This is a genomic window from Parvularcula mediterranea, assembly GCF_013085255.1.
GTDB lineage: Bacteria > Pseudomonadota > Alphaproteobacteria > Caulobacterales > Parvularculaceae > Parvularcula > Parvularcula mediterranea.
In genome coordinates, this window is the sequence record NZ_JABFCX010000003.1 from 445,614 (window position 1) to 460,484 (window position 14,871).

The 14,871-nt window shown below is 61.7% G+C and carries 12 protein-coding genes; 10 read left to right on the forward strand and 2 right to left on the reverse strand.

What is annotated here, in order from left to right:
• The first annotated feature begins 47 nt into the window (after positions 1-47).
• The 9 genes from HK107_RS10990 (at position 48) to HK107_RS11030 (ending at position 12,077) form a co-directional block, all read left to right on the forward strand.
• A complete protein-coding gene (locus tag HK107_RS10990; RefSeq protein ID WP_173199693.1) occupies positions 48-1,832 on the forward strand; it encodes an ABC transporter ATP-binding protein in 1,785 nt (594 codons plus the stop codon).
• A gap of 41 nt (positions 1,833-1,873) precedes the next feature.
• Positions 1,874-2,731 carry a hypothetical protein gene (locus tag HK107_RS10995; RefSeq protein WP_173199695.1) on the forward strand — a complete coding sequence of 286 codons (858 nt, stop codon included), beginning with the start codon at positions 1,874-1,876 and terminating at the stop codon, positions 2,729-2,731.
• A gap of 3 nt (positions 2,732-2,734) precedes the next feature.
• Positions 2,735-4,558: an asparagine synthase (glutamine-hydrolyzing) gene (asnB, locus tag HK107_RS11000; RefSeq protein ID WP_173199697.1), complete on the forward strand. Its 1,824-nt coding sequence runs from the start codon at positions 2,735-2,737 to the stop codon at positions 4,556-4,558.
• Entirely contained in the window at positions 4,555-5,562 is a 1,008-nt protein-coding gene (locus HK107_RS11005; RefSeq protein ID WP_173199699.1) for a glycosyltransferase, read from the forward strand. Before asnB ends, HK107_RS11005 begins: the two co-directional genes overlap by 4 nt.
• 110 nt (positions 5,563-5,672) lie before the next feature.
• Complete coding sequence (locus HK107_RS11010) at positions 5,673-6,563, forward strand: sulfotransferase (protein WP_173199701.1); 891 nt, start codon at positions 5,673-5,675, stop codon at positions 6,561-6,563.
• Positions 6,556-7,518: a glycosyltransferase family protein gene (locus HK107_RS11015; protein WP_173199703.1), complete on the forward strand. Its 963-nt coding sequence runs from the start codon at positions 6,556-6,558 to the stop codon at positions 7,516-7,518. The genes HK107_RS11010 and HK107_RS11015 overlap by 8 nt, the downstream gene beginning before the upstream one ends.
• Positions 7,515-8,690: a hypothetical protein gene (locus HK107_RS11020; RefSeq protein ID WP_173199705.1), complete on the forward strand. Its 1,176-nt coding sequence runs from the start codon at positions 7,515-7,517 to the stop codon at positions 8,688-8,690. The genes HK107_RS11015 and HK107_RS11020 overlap by 4 nt, the downstream gene beginning before the upstream one ends.
• Before the next feature lie 122 nt (positions 8,691-8,812).
• Positions 8,813-10,663 carry a DUF1800 domain-containing protein gene (locus tag HK107_RS11025; RefSeq protein WP_173199707.1) on the forward strand — a complete coding sequence of 617 codons (1,851 nt, stop codon included), beginning with the start codon at positions 8,813-8,815 and terminating at the stop codon, positions 10,661-10,663.
• Positions 10,664-10,673: 10 nt separating this feature from the next.
• The gene (locus HK107_RS11030) at positions 10,674-12,077 is read left to right on the forward strand and encodes a DUF1501 domain-containing protein (protein ID WP_173199709.1); all 1,404 of its coding nucleotides are present in this window, start codon (positions 10,674-10,676) and stop codon (positions 12,075-12,077) included.
• A gap of 3 nt (positions 12,078-12,080) precedes the next feature.
• Here the strand turns inward: HK107_RS11030 and HK107_RS11035 are convergent, their stop codons facing one another.
• Positions 12,081-12,866 (reverse strand): LytR/AlgR family response regulator transcription factor, encoded by a 786-nt coding sequence (locus HK107_RS11035; protein WP_173199711.1) that lies wholly within the window; start codon positions 12,864-12,866, stop codon positions 12,081-12,083.
• A gap of 1 nt (position 12,867) precedes the next feature.
• Positions 12,868-13,914 (reverse strand): sensor histidine kinase, encoded by a 1,047-nt coding sequence (locus HK107_RS11040; protein WP_173199714.1) that lies wholly within the window; start codon positions 13,912-13,914, stop codon positions 12,868-12,870.
• 254 nt (positions 13,915-14,168) lie between these two features.
• Between HK107_RS11040 and HK107_RS11045 the strand changes: the two genes are divergently transcribed.
• Positions 14,169-14,828: a hypothetical protein gene (locus HK107_RS11045; protein WP_173199716.1), complete on the forward strand. Its 660-nt coding sequence runs from the start codon at positions 14,169-14,171 to the stop codon at positions 14,826-14,828.
• The last annotated feature ends 43 nt before the right edge of the window (positions 14,829-14,871 follow it).

A 14,871-nucleotide genomic window follows, 5' to 3' on the forward strand; every position in this document is an offset into this window, starting at 1 on the left:
CCTGTCCCTTCCTGTGGGGGAGTCTTCAAGGGACGATCGCGAAGCTTATGAGGGTCTACCGCGAGATCTATTCTCTTTTGACGCCCGGCCAACGCCGGTCGTTCATCATGCTCATCGCGGTGATGATGATCATGGCGGTCCTGGACGTCCTGGGTGTGGCTTCGGTCCTGCCGTTTCTCGCCGTGGTCGCCGACCCTTCAACCCTTGAAGGGGAAGGCTTTCTCGCCAGCGCCTACGACCAACTCGGATTCGAGACGCGGTCTGATTTCCTGCAGGTGCTGGGGCTGGCCGTTTTCGTGATCGTCACCGGCTCGATCGGGTTCAAGGCGGTGGGCTTTTACGTCATGACCCGGTTCAACCGGGAGACCATCCAGTCCCTCGCGATCACGCTTCTCGAGCGCTACCTCGCCCAGCCCTACGAGTGGTTCCTGCAGCGCAATTCATCCGAGATCGGAAAGTCGATCCTGTCAGAGGCTGCGTTCGTGGTGAATCAGGCGGTGGCTCCGGCCTTCCGGATCATCGCTCATGGGTTGGCGACGGTGATGCTTTGTGTGCTACTGCTGATGCTTGAGCCGCTCGGTGCCTTGCTCGCGGCGAGCATAATCGGCGGGGCGTTTGCGGTGATCTACCTTCGCGTGCGTCGCAGCCTCAAACGCCTCGGGAAGGCGCGGATCAGGCAGACGGAGGCGCGTTTCCAGATCACCCAGGAGGCGATGCTCGGCATCAAGGAAGTCAAACTCCTCGGGCTCGAGAAAGCCTATGCCGACCGCTTTGCCATGCCTTCGCGGCGGCTCGCCCAGAAGCAGGCGAAGATCCAGATGATTGGCGACCTGCCCCGTTACGCGCTCGAAGCGATCGTGTTCGGCGGGATGATCCTGTTTGTTCTCTATCTTCTCTATACGAACAATGGCCGGATCGAGACAGCCATTCCCATCCTTGGCACATTTGCCTTTGCAGGGCTGAGGCTCATGCCGATGACCCAGGCACTGTTCAAGGACGTCGCGACGCTCTCAGCAGGCGCGCCTGCCGTTTCAAGCCTCGCGGAGGACCTCGAGACCTTGCCCCGGGCGAAGGAGAACGAGGGGATCGAGCGCCTGCGGCTGAACGATAGTCTTGAGCTGCGCGGTCTTTCCTACACCTATCCAGAGGCGAAGGTGCCTGCGCTCGACGGTATCGACCTCAGGATCGACAGCAGGCAGAGCATCGGCATCGTGGGACAGACCGGAGCGGGAAAAACCACGCTGGTCGATGTGGTCCTTGGCCTCCTCAAACCGACAGAAGGAGAGATCGTTGTCGATGGTGCGGTGATCGGCGCTACCAACCGCAGGGCGTGGCAGTTCTCCATTGGCTATGTTCCGCAGACGATCTTTCTCGTCGACGACAGCATTGCAGCGAACATTGCCTTCTCCAACGGTAACCGTGAAGCCGATGATGCCCGCATCCGTGAAGCCGCCCGCCTCGCCTGCCTCGATGAGTTCATCGAGCAGCAGCCCGAAGGCTTCGACACCATGGTCGGCGAACGCGGCATCAAGCTGTCGGGTGGTCAACGCCAGCGGATCGGCATTGCTCGTGCGCTGTACAACGACCCCGACCTCGTTGTTTTTGACGAAGCGACCAGCGCGCTTGATCCGCTGACGGAGAAAGCCGTCATGGACGCGATCTCCGCGCTCAAAGGCCAGAAGACCGTCATCGTCATCACCCACCGCCTGAGCACCGTCAGGAACTGCGACCGCATCCTGATGATGGAGCAAGGCCGCATCAGCGAGGAAGGCTCGTTCGATGAGCTGGCCTCCCGGCCCGGTCGCTTCCGCGATCTTTTGCAGGTGACCTGAATGCGGAAAAACCTAATTCATACCGATCTATGGAGCATCCGATGATCGAGGCTGACCTGCGAGAGAGCGCTGCTGCAGAACCCCGCACCGGCAACGCGCCGATGGGTCGGTTCTGCCTGCTCTGCCATCAGCGCTCGGGCAGCAATGCGCTCGGCGCGATCCTGAATGCCGACCCGCGTGTGTTTCTCTACGGGCAGCTGTTCAATGACTTCTTTCCCTATTGGCGCAGACGGCGCGGGACGATACCCAAACCCTACCGTCCGCACCCGGAGGTGATGAAGCACTTTGGCACGAAGCCTGCGCTCTCCAAGAGGATTGAGCGGCTGGCCTCTTCGCTTGTCCCCCACGAGGATGACCTCGACGCCTTCATGGCGCGGACGTGGGACCGCTTCGAAGAGAAAAGTCCCGATACACCTACGCGCGGCTTCAAGCTCCATGACTTTCAGCTTACGGATGATGAACTCACGTCCCTCGCCAAGGAGCATGTCGAAGGCACGGTGATCCTCTGGAGGAAGAACCTCTTTAAGGCTGCTGTATCCTGGGCCTATGCCATGAAGACCGACGTCTGGTCCTCTCCAAGAAAAGCGAAGCTCGAGCGACCGACCTTTGATCTCGATATTGGCCAGGTGGAATGGTTCATTGAGAAGACCCGGTCCGAGGTCGAGGGCTGGCGCCGTGTGCTGACGGCTTCTGGCGCGCCGTTCATCGAGCTCAATTACGAGGAGAACGTGGCCACCCGGGAGCTTGAAACCCTCTACGATTTCCTCGGCATCGCCTGGCAGGGGAAGCCTGAATTCAAGACGGAGAAGCTTGCCGCGAATTCCTACGCCCATGTTTCGAACGCGCGTGCCATTGAGAAGGCCCTCGCGTCTCCTGAGAACGGGAGCCTGTTCGAATAACCGATGTGCGGGATCGCAGGATGGATCGACACTGGCGGCGGACGGATCGATCCGCAGGCGCTGGACCGGATGACCGACGCTTTGTCAGCGCGGGGGCCGGACGGACGCGGCACGTGGACGAGCGCTGACGGTTCCGTTGGTTTCGGGCACAGGCGACTCTCGATCCTCGACCTCACGCCTATGGGCGCGCAGCCCTTCCGCGACGAAGAGCGTGGCCTGACGCTGACCTATAATGGCGAGATCTACAATCATCCCGAGCTGAAGCGAGAGCTGCAGGCGAAGGGCTATATGTTCCGCTCCCGCTGCGATAGCGAGACGCTGCTTCATGCGTATGCGGAATGGGGCGAAGATTGCCTCGACCGGCTCATCGGCATTTTCGCTTTTGCGATTTGGGACGAAGGCCAGAGAAAGCTCTTCTGCGCCCGCGACCAGATCGGCGTGAAGCCATTCGTCTACGCACAGAGTGGTAATCGCTTCCTCTTTGGTTCCCAGCTCAAGGCGATCCTCGCATCCGGGCAGGATGTTGGCAGGCTCTCCCACGAACGCCTCGCGCAATGGCTCCTCTACGGCGTGCCGACAGGGAGCGAGGGGCTCATTGACGGCATCGAGACGCTACCTCCGGCGACCGCATTAACCCTCGAAGACGGCAAGGTCTCCACCCGACGCTACTGGTCGCTGCCTGAAGAGACATCGATCACGGACAGGGCGGCCGCGAAAGAAGCCATCGAGGACGCAGTCGAGAGGGCTGTGAAACGCCAGCTCCTGAGCGACGTGCCTGTGTGCTCTTTCCTCAGTGGGGGGATCGATTCGAGCCTTGTCACCGCGATCGCGACTGAAGCGAATGGCGAGCCCGTCACCTCATTCACCATCGGCTTTGACACACCGAAAAGCGATGAGCGCGCCTACGCAAAACGCGCAGCCGAACATACTGGCGCGCGGCAGATCATCGAGGTGCTTACACCGGAGAACGCTGACGCGCTCCTTGACGAAGCCGTCGAGGTTTATGACGACCCATTCGGTATTCCCTCCGCACTCCCCATGATCGCTGTCGCACGTCTGGCTGGCCAGCACGGCACCAAGGTCGTGCTGACGGGTGATGGTGCCGATGAGCTGTTCGCGGGTTACCGGCACTATGACGCCCTCTCTGAACACTTCAGGGAGCATGGTCGCACCTCTCTCGACTGCGAACTCTCCGTGGGACGGCGGGTGGTGTCTCGACTGGCGCACGGGACATTCTCTCCGTTCTCGCACTATCAGGCGCATAACGGCCCGGTCGGTATGGAAGGACTGAAGCTTCTTAGCGGCCCTGCTCTCGAGACTTTGCAGGTCTGCAGGGAGCGCGAGCGTGAGCACTTTCCCTCCTCCCGCGCACCTGTCGATGCAGCCCGGCGCTGTGATATGGCGACCTACCTGCCCGATGAGATCCTGGTGAAGGTGGATCGCGCCACCATGGCCTACGGTATCGAAGCGCGCGTGCCGCTGCTGGATACGGAACTCGTTCAGCTCGCTTTCAGTATCGATCCGGCCCTCCATGTCACGAACGGCAGGAAGAGCCTCCTGAAGGAGGCCGCAGCGAGATGGCTACCTGACGATATTCTCAGCACGAGGAAGAAGGGGTTCAGCCCTCCCCTCGGCCCCTGGATCACCGACAGGCCTGACGCATGGGACCGGCTGACCAGCGAGGTTGCAGGTGGTTCATTGGTCTCGAACGGGCTGATTGATCCTTTCGCGCTGAGCGACAATCTCAGCAAGCTGCCGCGGTCAGGGGCCGCGCTCCTTCAGCTCGTCCTTCTCGAACGTTGGGTTCAGCGCTGGGGCATCTCATGACGGACGATCCGAGCGTCAGTGTCCTGATGTCGGTACGCGACGGTTCGTTCTTGGCGCCGGCTCTGGACACTCTCCTTGTGCAAACCGTTCGGGATTTTGATGTCGTGCTGGTCGATGACGGGGCTGATCGTGAGACCAAGGCTCTGATTGCCTCTTATGCCGAACAAGAGCCGCGCATCCGGGTCTTCGAGAACGAGCGCAATCTCGGGCTTGCGGCGTCTCTCAACCGGGGTCTTGCAGAAGTCCGCGCGCCGCTTGTCGCGCGCGCTGATGCCGATGATCTTTACCACCCCGAGCGTCTGGAACGTCAGCTTGCTGAGTTCGAAACCAGGCCAAACCTCGGCGTCCTCTCCTGCGGCTATGAGCGGATCGACGGGGAGGATCGTCACCTGTTCTCCGTCAAACCGGCGCAGGGCCATGACCTTATCCGGTTCCGCAGCATGTTTATCAACTGCGTGCTACACCCTGGCGTTATGTTCCGCACCGAGATCGTTCGGGATGCTGGCGGCTATGACGAGCGCTTCTGGACAGCGCAGGACAGCGAGCTTTGGTCCCGCCTTCTCGCTGTGACCACGTTCGATAACCTGACGGAGCCGCTCGTGAAGTGGCGCAGGCATGGAGCCTCAACGCTGGGCAGTCGTGGCGACGAGGGCAAAGCGTTGAGCAACGAGGTCTCGGTCAGGCTTCACGAACGCTATCTCGGCGAGCCTACGGATGCGGACGAGGTGCGCGCTGCAGTGCAGCTCTGGCGTAGCTTTGATCGCCTCGACCTCCGCACGGTCGAGCTTGGGCTTCGCGGGCTGCGAAGAGTTCATTCGGTGGCGCAGAAGAAAGAGCCGCCTTCTATCCTGCGCGATTTCGAGCGACGGATCGCAACCTCGCTCAGTAGACAGACGAAGCGCAACGTATCGCAGCGCCCAGCTGATGCGGGCGCAATGGCACCGGCCGCTGTCCGCTGGTTCTTCGGTCGGCCGGGGCTGCCCGCCAGTGAGGCCCCGTCGTGACCTTACCAGCGATGGAAACCGCCGCACCGCACGGGAAGAAGGCCGCCAAGACCAGCCACTCCATCCCTGTCTTTGCCGGTGCCGCATCGCGATCGCATCAGCGCCTGACCATGCGCAGACTTCAAGTGCTCGCGCTGCTGGAGCGATTTCGGCGTCCGGGCTTTGGCCGGGACGCAGGGACGCTTGTACAGTTCGTAGGCTTCCCTAGATCGGGGCACTCCCTGATCGGAGCGCTGCTTGATGCGCATCCCAATGCGGCGATCGCCCATGAGCTTGATATCATGGGCCTGGTTGCAAAGGGCATGAGCGCTGCTTCCATCCGTTCGTTGATCGGCAGGAGCGCGCGACAGTTTTCCGACGACGGACGATGGTGGAACGGCTTTCGGTACGAGACGCCTGAGCTCAGCGCACTGTCCAATGAAGAACTGACCGTGATTGGAGACAAGAAAGGCGACTGGGCGACGCGCTGGTTCGCGGGCGATCCGTCGCTGATCGACAAGATCCGTAGGGAGATAGGCCTGCGCACGGTCTTCATCAACGTCACGCGCCATCCCCTCGACAACATCGCCACCATGTCGCTCCGCAAGGGCAGGCTCTACGACCGTCTTCGCATAGAGGCTTCGGATGGTGAGGCTTTCTCGACGGCTCTTCAAACGGCACAGGAAGCTGGCGACATCGCCAGCCATGCGCTTGATGAGATGGTCACGGACTATCTCGCCTTGGCAGCAGGCGTCGCGGCGATGAAGAAAGCAGTGCCGAAAGACGACTGGTACGAGATCGTCTACGAGGATTTCGTCGAGGACTGCGGAGCTTCGCTATCGGGGTTAGCGGGGTTCCTCGGCCTGACATCCCAAGCTGACTGGCTCGCTGCGGCAAACACCCTTGTCAGATCTGGCGGCAGCAAGAGCCGTGATCGCGTCAGCTGGACGGACGATCAGCGCAACCTCATCCGCGAAGCAATTCAGACCTACGATTTCCTGAGGCCTTACTCCGATGACTGATGACAGCCCCCTTCTCATAACCTGCGTCGGGGTGGACCATGACCTCGACCTGTTGCCGCATTTCCTCGATCACTATCTTGCTCTCGGGATTGCTCCTGATCGGATGCGGCCGATCCTCAACGCTCTCGATGGCGGGTCAGATGGTCTTGCGCAGGCGAAGGAGATCCTCCGTTCGCGGGGGGTCGAGCGGGCTATTGAGTGGATCGCTCCTTACACCTCGGGTTCCATGTGGGAGAAGCGCCGTGAGGTCCAAAAAGCTGAGGCTGAACCTTCCGACTGGGTGCTCAGCGCCGACGTCGACGAGTATCACGAGTATCCCGAGCGCCTCCCTGCCTTCCTCGAGCGCTGCGGACAGATGGGAGTCGATTGTGTGCAAGGCGTGTTCATCGACCGTGTGGCAGAGGGCGGGAAGCTTGCTTCCGTTGCCCGGACCCCTGCGCTGCACGAGCAGTTTCCCGTTGAGGCCGATGTCATCTGGACGATAGGCGGCGAGGGCTCGGGCCATAACCGTCGGGGGTCGGTCAAGGTCATGGCCATCCGTGGCCATGTGCTTCCCAGCCGCGGAGGACATCATCCGGTCAAGGAGCAGTCACCCTCGTTCCTCTACAATCATCCGCTTGGGGAGTTTCCCGAGGTCGAGGACCCATCCTTCCGGTTCTCCGTACCAACGCGCGTCCATCACTATCATTGGACAGCGTCCCTGCCCGAGCGCCTCCGGATCAGGCTCGCAACACCGGGGGTCAGCCGCGCAGGGGCCTATTATGGCCAGAAACAGCTCGACCACTTCGAACAGCATGGCGGGCTCGACATGAGCAGGATCCCGGTGCGCTCGTCAGGTTCCGATGAGGACTGGCAAGACGCCCTCCACCGGATCAGGCGCAAAGGCGCACAGCGGAAAGCAGCCGAGCCGTTCCTCGCCCCCCTTCGCGCAGTCAAGAAACGGATCATGGGATGAGCAGTTTTTCCATCCGCCAACTGACCTTCGGAACGCCTGAGGGCCAGACGCATAGCCATAGCTACTACGATATCTCGGTTCTCGATGACGCGGCGAGCAGAGTGCTCGTGCACCGCATGAGCTTCGCGGAGCGTCAGCCTGAGCCGAGCGATACCGTCCGTGTGGGCATCGTTGATGTTGCTGACGGGCGCTGGACCGACATAGGAGAGACAAGCGCCTGGAGCTGGCAGCAGGGCCCGATGGCCCAATGGATCGGCGGTGGGGAGCGCTTTGCCTTCAATGCCCGAGACGGTGAGCGGTTTATCGCGAGGGTGTTCGATGCCTCAGGCCGCGATGCCGCCACCCTCGGCCGCCCCCTCTATGCCGTGGCGCCGGACGCCAGCTTTGGGTTGGGGCTCAACATGGCGAGGCTTGATGCGCTGCGTCCGGGCTATGGCTATGCCGGGGGGTCGGAGTCGTTCATGGACAATCGGCACCCGGAGGAAGATGGCGTCTGGAAGCTCACTCTCGACGGTGACGGCGAGGAGCTGATCCTGTCACTTCGCGATGCTGTGCGTTTTCTCCTGGCTCACCTGCCGCTCAAGCAGCGGCTTGAGCATGCCGTGCGGCGCTACCACTACTGGTTCAACCACGCGAAGATTTCTCCGAACGGCCAGCGGTTCACCGTAAAGCTCCGTTGGCGGAAGCCCGGTGGCCCTTGGAACGGTACACAAGGGGTGAGCCTCACCTGCGGCACGGACGGGACAGATGTCCGTCTCCTTGCCGATGCGACGTCGCACGTCTTATGGCTCAACGATCGTCAGCTCTATTTCTGGCGCGCGGGAGAGCTCGCCCTCTTCGATGACACATGCCCCCGCGGGACGCGGCGAGGCGTTATCGCCCCGGAGCTCATCAAGAAGAATGTCCACGTCAGGCACCTTCCGCCGGGACCTCTCGACCGCCTTGGAGAGATGGTGCTCGACACCCCCTATCAAGAGACTGTCGACCTCCTCCTCCACGATGAAGAGAACGGCGAGACGGAAACCATTGACCGGTTCGAAGGTCACAGGCCTGCACGCGGCCCCTTCCGTTGCGACCTGCATCCCGCACCCAGCAAGGACGGAAATGCCATCATCATCACCTCGCTGAGGGACGGTGGACGGCAAGTTTATCTCGCAACGCGAGGGGGTTAGCCGCCACGCCGCAGTCGCGCCCTGGCGGTGCGACACTGCGATACAGTTTGATCAGAATTGGCAAACCGGACGGTGTTCGGTCATGCTAGCGTCGAGGCTGCTGTCAGGGAGGATCCGACGTCATGCCGGGACGCTTGTCGAAAGGCCTAGCAACACTTGCGCTGGTCGCGCTCGCCGCCTGTTCAGGTGGCGGAGGTGGTGATGGCGGGAGCTCCCCTCCACCCTCTGGTGGTGGCGGAACGGGCGGCGGAGGCGGAGGCGGTACGCCCCCTCCGGCAGCGACCGGGGCTTTCCTGACCGAGCAGTCGACATCGCGGATGCTGACGATGGCGACCTTCGGGCCCACGGACGCCGAGGTCGCGGCACTGACCGGCACCAACGAGTCCGCATGGATCCTGGCCGAGTTCGACAAGCCGACCGCCTCCTTCCTCACGGAAGCGCAGGCTTACTATGACCTGGGCACACGGCCGCCGGGCGAGATTGTCGACATGTTCGACCTCGCAGCGACCACCTGGGTGTTCTGGAGGCGGGCAGCCGAGGCTGACGACCAGCTCCGCCAGCGGATGGTCTTCGCTCTTTCGCAGCTCCTTGTGGTCTCCAATAGCGGCGGGGGTATCCTCGAGCTCTTCCCCCAGACCCTCGGCTACTATCTCGACATCCTGCAGGAGCATGCGTTCGGCAATTACCGCGACCTGCTGGAGGACGTGACCTACTCCCCGGCGATGGCCGACTACCTGACCTATCTGGGCAACCAGAAGGGCGATCCGGCGACGGGGCGGGTACCCGATGAGAACTACGCGCGGGAGATCCTGCAGCTCTTCACCATCGGTCTCGTTGAGCTGAACACGGACGGTTCTCCGGTGCTCGGCACCGATGGCGAGCCTATCGAAACGTTCGACAATGACGACATTACCGGGCTCGCCAAGGTCTTTACGGGCCTTTTTGACGACGCCTTCTTCTACTCCGGAGGCTTCGAGGAATCGATCCCGCGGACAGTCGTCGCTGTCGCGCAGCCTCTGACCATGTTCGAGGGTATCCATTCCCAGGAAGAGAAGAGCTTCCTCGGCACGACGATCCCGGCGGGGACCTCAGGGACGCAAAGCATCGACTTGGCCCTCGACCACATCATGGCGCACCCCAATGTCGGCCCGTTTGTCGGGAAGCAGCTGATCCAGCGCTTTGTCACGAGCAATCCGGAGCCGGACTATATCGAGAGGGTCGCGACTGCCTTCAACAGCGGGACTTACCTTCTGCCGAACGGCACGAGCGTGGGCGAAGGCCGCAAGGGTGATCTCAAAGCAACACTCGCTGCGGTCCTCTTCGATCCCGACGCCGAACGCGATAATGCTCTTAATGCTGACCAGTTCGGCAAGATTCGTGAGCCTGTCCTGCGCGTGGCGCATTTCTTGAGGGCGTTCGAGGCGGACATGTCGTTCCCGGAGTATGCGGGTCCGCTGTTCAACACTTCGCCCATCGACATCTTAGGCCAGCACCCCTTCCGCTCGCCATCGGTCTTCAACTTCTACAGGCCAGGCTATGTCGCGCCGGGGACACTCTCGGGAGATCTCGGCATGACGGCGCCCGAGCTGCAGATCGTCAACGCGTCGAGCACCGCGGGGTACATCAACTTTCTCTCCTACGGTACGTTCAAGGTGCAAGAGGACGAGTTCTGGTCAGGGCGATGGGCCTTTGACCTCTCCTCGGTCCCGTTCAGCGAGATCCAGGCGAGGCGGACGTTCGTTCCGGACTACACCGATGAACTTGCGCTCGCAGCGACGCCTGCGGCCCTGATCGACCACCTCAGCGACAAGCTTCTCTACGGCAGCATGTCCGAAGATACGCGAACCCGGCTCATCCAGACGCTGGAAGAGCTGCCGCCTGAAACCTACTCGGACCCGGATGTCGCAGAGAGTTTCGTAGGCTTCGCAGTGCTGATGGTCATGTCGTCGCCAGACTATCTGGTTCAGCGGTAAGGAGAGAGAGATGCCTATCAACCGACGTCAATTCCTCCGTACCGCGACCGCTTCCACGCTGGCGGGAGCCGGGCTCTACGGTATGCCCGGTGCGCTGACTGCCCATGCTGCCGATGTCAGCGGATACAAGGCGCTGGTCTGTGTGTTCCTGTTTGGAGGGCTCGATACCCACGATCTCCTGCTGCCCTATGATCAGCCCTCGTATGATAGTTTCGCTTCCGTGCGGCAGACGCTGCTCAATGCGCAAGGATCGTCCCGTGCGCGGGAGATGCTGCTTCCGCTGACGCTCGACAATCAGTCGTCCTTCGGTAGTCGCGCCTTCGCCCTACCACCGGAGATGCCGCAGCTGCATGCGCTGTTCGATCAGGGTCAGGCAGCTCTCGTTGCGAATGTCGGTCCACTGGTTGAACCGGTCACCGCGCAGGGGGTCATTGATCGTGCTGTCCGTGTACCGCCAAGGCTCTTCTCACACAATGACCAGCAGGCGACCTGGCAGGCCAGTGCACCGGAAGGCGCGCAGCTTGGCTGGGGCGGCTTGTTCGCTGACGCAGCGCTTGCAGCTGGCGCAAATGCCGGCAGCGAAGTCTTCACGACGCTCTCGACCGCCGGCGTGGGCCCGTTCCTGACGGGTGATATCGCAGCGCCCTACCAGATTTCGCTCAGCGGAACGACGGGTATTCGAGCGCTTGAACGCTTTGACGACGGCGGGAACAATCCGGAGCTTGCCAGCTTCCTTGCCGCGGCAAAGGATCGTTTCCGTGCGGAAGGATTCGCTGGGAGCAACATCCTTGCGCAGGACATCGCCAATAAGTTCCGCAATGGGATTGATGCCAATACCGCGTTCGACGAGGCCCGGGGCGGAGGCGTCCCCCTCGCGACGACCTTCCCCGAAACGGGCCTCGGCGCCCAATTGAAGGCAGTCGCGGAGACCATGTCGATCAGGTCAGCGCTCTTTGCCTCGCGCCAGATCTTCTTTGTCGGCATTGGCGGTTTCGACACCCATTCCAGCCAAGCGGCGGACCTTCCGGCACTCCTCGGCGAGATCGACGGAGCGCTCGCTGCGTTCAACCAAGCGGTAGGCGACCTTGGTCTCTCCCAGAGCGTGACGACTTTCACGGCGTCTGACTTTGGTCGGACCCTCTCGGTCAATGGCGATGGTACGGATCATGGCTGGGGTAGCCACCATATCGTCATGGGTGGTGCCGTGCGTGGACGGAACATCTTCGGCAGTGTCCCTGCGACTGAACTCGGGAATGACCGCGACGTCGGCAGCGGGAGGTTGGCACCTACGCTCTCGGTGGAGCAGCTGGCAGAGCCATTGGGCAAATGGTGGGGCCTGAGCGACAGCGAGATCAGTGCCTCGCTCCCCAACCTTCGGAACTTCGATCCGGCGGCCTTGCAGCTCTTCTCCTAGGGCTCAGCGTCCGCTGGTCTTCTCCGCCATGATCTCGTCGATCAGCCCGAAGAAGGTTGAGCCGACTGGCAGCAGCGTTCCATCATCAAGCTCGATGGCGCGCCTGTTAGGTCCGCGGCGAGTCCACCTGCGGATCGCGCCCTTCCGAACAATATGCGAGCGGTGCACGCGGATCATTCCCGAGCCCGCAAGCTCCTTCTCAATCGAGGCCATGGTCGAACGGCTATGATGGGTGTCCGTGGCGGTTACGATCCGCACATAGTCACGGTCCGCGGACACGCGCTGGATCGTTTCGACAGGCACCCTGACCATTGCGCCTGACACTTTCACCCACAAGCAGGGGCTATCTTTCTCTTGGCGGCTGCCCTCTTCCATGGACGCCAGGAGCGCGGCAAGTCGCTCCGCCCGCTCCTCCGCCGATCGCAGGGAAAGATGCTTCTCGGCCCGGTCGAGGGCTTTCTTCAGCCGTTCGAAGGCGACGGGCTTTAGGAGATAGTCGGCGACTTCATGCTCGAAAGCCTCGATAGTGTACTGATCATAGGCGGTCACGAAGATAAACGCGCAGGCCGCGCCTTCTTCAAGAGCCTCCCGCACCACATCAAACCCCGAAGCGCCGGGCATTTCGATGTCGAGGAGAACCACGTCAGGCTTCTCCTTCATGACGAGCATAATCGCTTCCCGGGCGTCCGACGCCTGACCGATCTCACGGACACCGGCCATCGTGGCAACGGCGAGACTGATCCGCTCCCGCGCCATTCGCTCATCATCGACGATCAGGACACGCAGCATATCAGACGACCTCTCGAGGGAGGTGGATAGTGGCCCGAACACCGCTGGGCTCGCGGCTCTCGATGGTGAACGACGCACCCTCTCCGTAGAGAAGTTTCAGACGTCGCCGCACATTCTCAAGGCCAATCCCTCCTTGGCTTGAACCGGAGCCCAGGCCGGGCCCATCATCCTCAATCGTGATGTGGAGCCGGCCGCCCTCCTCCTTCGCTGCAACCGACAGAAGGACTGGCTCGCGCTGGATGGATACCGCATGCTTGACGACGTTCTCGATCAGAGGCTGGAGGAGGAACGGCGGCACAGGCCAGCCGTGGACTGAAGCGTCGATATCTTGCTCCACGGTCAGGCGTTCTTCGTACCTGACGCCCTCGATCTCGAGATAGATCGATGCTATCTCCATTTCCTCCGATAACGGAATGGTGTGATCGTCGAACTCGTAGAGCGATCTTCGGAGAAGGTCAGACAGCAGGAGCACGGTGCGCTCCGCGCTCATGTTTTCGCCCCTCAGGATGAAAGCCGACACGGTGTTGAGCGTGTTGAACAGGAAATGGGGCCGCAGCTGCTGGTGCAGCGTCGTCAGCTGAGCCTCCTTCATCGCGGCCTCACGCTCTGCCGAGAGAGCCCGCATCGCGGAAAACGCACGGCCATACTGAAATGTCAGTGCACCCAAGAGAGCGCTGAGGACGATCGGGAGGCCGTAGAGCGCCGCAGCGAGTCCCAGCTGGGTAAAGCTGCGATTCTCGAAGTAGGGAAGCGGCGGGAAACTCTTGTAGATCGCCGCCGCAATGAGGGCATGCACGACGATGCAGCCCGCTGTAACCGCAACGCCGAAAGGCCACGCCCCGCGGCCACGCCGTTCGACTTCGCCGCTCAGGATCACACTCCCCGCGAACGTCAGGAGTGCCGAAAGCACGTAGGTACCGCCACGCTGCGGGACATCGTAGGGCGCTGCGCCCTCGAGCAACGTGATCAGCGTCTGGAACGCCATGAACAGGAGCCAAACTCCTGCATTGATAATGAGGAGCGGCGCGCGTTCCGACCTGCTTTCCATGCGCGTTGAACGGTCCTTTTGCTCGCGGGAAGAATGCACCGAAAGAGGCGGTCGCGCGACCAAATTCGTCGCAGGATGTGCGGCGTTCATCGCAGATGGATACTGGTTACGGCGGTACTACGGAGCGTGGCGTCGCTTGGTCGCGCAGTCCTCCGTGTTCGTCGTTCTCTCACTCCCGCCCTGGGATGCGGCCACCTAGGGTCGCCGAAGCTCCCTGGCGCAGGGCTTGGGAAAGAGAAGAAAGGGGCGAGCTGATGAAACGGGCTTCGACCACACTAGCGATCGCAACTGCGGCCTTAGGCTTTGCGCAAGCAGGGACGGTGACTTTCAACTATGGAGCGGAGGTCCCGATCAGTGCCTCCGGTCCCACAACTCCGCAGACGCCATTTCTGCAGATCCATGCAGGGGCGCCGATCACGGATATGAACGTTCGCCTTGAAGGACTGACGCATGACAGCTGGCGGCAGCTCGACGCGATGCTTCTCCTCCTGTCCGAGGACGGACAGGCGTGGGAGCGCGGCGTGGTTCTGCGATCAGGAAACACGTTCGATATTGATGACATCGCCGTCGATGGCATCGAAGTCACTTTCGACGACGAAGCGGACTTTGGCGTCCCGGTGAACAACCTAGTCACGGGATCCTATAAGCCGACCGATGACTATGACTACATCACCAACGAGTACCTGCCTTGGCTACCGAAGGTCCGGACGCTGGCAGAATTCGCCGACGGCCTCGTCGGTACAAGGACGGTGGCTCTGTTCGTGTACGACTATTTCCCCGATGAGCTTGGTGGTTCCATTGGGGATTGGGCCGTCGACATCGAGGTGGCAGCCGAACCTGTCCCCCTCCCCGGCGTGGGTCTCGGTGTCGGCGCGTTTGCAGCAGCTGCATTTCTCAGGAAGAGACGCAGCTGAAACCAGCGGACGGCCGGAACGACGCCCCGGCCGTCCGCCTGCT